Origin of the sequence: Paenibacillus massiliensis subsp. panacisoli DSM 21345, from assembly GCF_000426545.1 — a bacterium.
GTDB classification, from domain to species: Bacteria; Bacillota; Bacilli; order Paenibacillales; family Paenibacillaceae; genus Paenibacillus; species Paenibacillus panacisoli.
On sequence record NZ_AUFO01000050.1, the window covers coordinates 1 to 1,931 of the forward strand.

The window sequence follows — 1,931 nt, forward strand, 5'->3', positions numbered from 1 at the left end:
GCCACGTGATGAGGTGTTCGCAGCACCTGCTCCTCGAACAGCTGATGAATGGCTTGCTGCTTCGGATACGCTGCTGCTGTCGCATTATACCTCTCCACCAGTTGAGTACGCTCTTGTGGTGCTACGATGTCTACACCAGACAGCTTCTCATGCGGATTGCTTACAACAGCATCAATGATCTGCAGCAGATGCCCAGCCATCCGTTCTATCGTAGTCTGATGGTATAGAGCACTTGCATATTCGAAGCTGCATACAAGCTTGTCATCATGCTCAGCCACATACAGCGTCAGATCGAATTTAGCTGCTATATACTCTTGTGGATAAGGCTTGAATTGCAACCCGGCAATCTCTCGCTCACTCCGCTCTGTATTCTGAAGCACAAGCATGGTGTCGAAGAGAGGGTTGCGGCTCAAATCCCGCTTGAGATTCAGCTTAGCTACGAGTTCCTCGAATGGATAGTCCTGGTGCTCGTACGCTTGAAGAGCCGTTTCTTTGATTTCTTGTGCGTAGTCGATGAACGACTTCTCTCCACAAGGATAGCTGCGAAGCGCCAGCGTTCCCACGAACATACCGATTAACCGCTCCAAGTCTGCATGTGGTCTTCCTGCGATAGATGTGCCGACAATGATATCCTCTTGTCCGGTATATTTATGAAGCAATGTAGTATACGCAGACAGCAGCACCATGTACAATGTGGACCCGGTCTGTTCCGCGATCAGCTTCAGCCCATGCATTCGGTCTGAGTCAATGTGGAAATCCAATTGCTTACCTTCAAAGCTTCGCTGTGACGGCCGAGGTGTATCGGTAGGTAAATCAAGCACAGGTAGCTCTCCACGGAACACATCCAGCCAGAATTCCTCCTGCTGCGCAATACGTTCACCGTGAAGCTCCGAGTGCTGCCATACGGCATAATCCTTGTACTGCACACGAAGCGCTGGCAGAGCACTTCCTTCGTACAGCTGGATGAATTCCTCTACCAGCACGTCCATCGAAGCACCATCAGAGACGATATGATGCATATCGAACAGCAATAGGTGGCGCTCCGGCTCCAATTCAAGTAGACCAACCCGAAGCAGGGGAGCTTGCTGGAGATCGAAGGGACGAATGAACGCACGGATGTGTGCTGACGTCTCGTCTTCTCTGATCTGCGCGTATTCCACCATAAATGGCACTTCATCCCTTACACGCTGTACAGGCTCACCCTCGACAATCTCGAAGCTCGTTCTCAGTGTCTCGTGCCGGGCGATGAGCTGGCGGAAGGCTTCCTCCAGCTGTGCACGATCGAGCTGTCCCTCTACCAGCATGGAGCCTGGCATATTGTAGCTAAGCTCACCGCCTTCAAGCTGGCTAAGCACGTACAAGCGCTTCTGTGCCGAGGATACAGGATAATAGCTACGCTTCTCTACGACAGGTATGGACACATGAGCTTCCTGATTCCTGCTCTCCAGCAGCTCAGCAAGCTGCCCAATGGTCGGGAACTGGAATACCTCTCGGAGTGTGAGCTGTCCACTCATCTCTCTGGAGATCCGTGCTACCAGCGTGGTGGCCCGCAGAGAATGACCACCGATCTCAAAGAAGTTATCCCGGATGCCCACGTTATCAAGTCCCAGCACGTCCTGCCAGATGGTCGCCAGCTGTGCTTGGGTAGGCGTCCTTGGCGGCTCCTGTTGTGCAGCATCCACCCGGGTGACTTGTGGACTAGGCAAGGCTTTGCGGTCAATCTTGCCGTTCGGAGTATGCGGTAGCTGCTCCAGCTGCACGAAGTATGACGGAATCATGTAGTCAGGCAGCTCCTGGGACAGCACCCCACGAAGCTCCTTCGCTGTCAATAGCCGATCAGCGACCAGATAGGCGCTCAGCTGCTTTTGGCCATCCTCGGCGGTATAGGCGGTGACAACCACTTCTTGTACAGCATCCACCTTCAGCAGCTG

The 1,931-nt window shown here is 53.2% G+C and carries 1 protein-coding gene; it reads right to left on the reverse strand.

The genetic code is table 11. The features are described 5' to 3' along the window. Positions 1 to 1,931, reverse strand: a 1,931-nt coding sequence (locus K331_RS30260; RefSeq protein WP_036635617.1) for a condensation domain-containing protein, incomplete at both ends; no start/stop codon positions are given.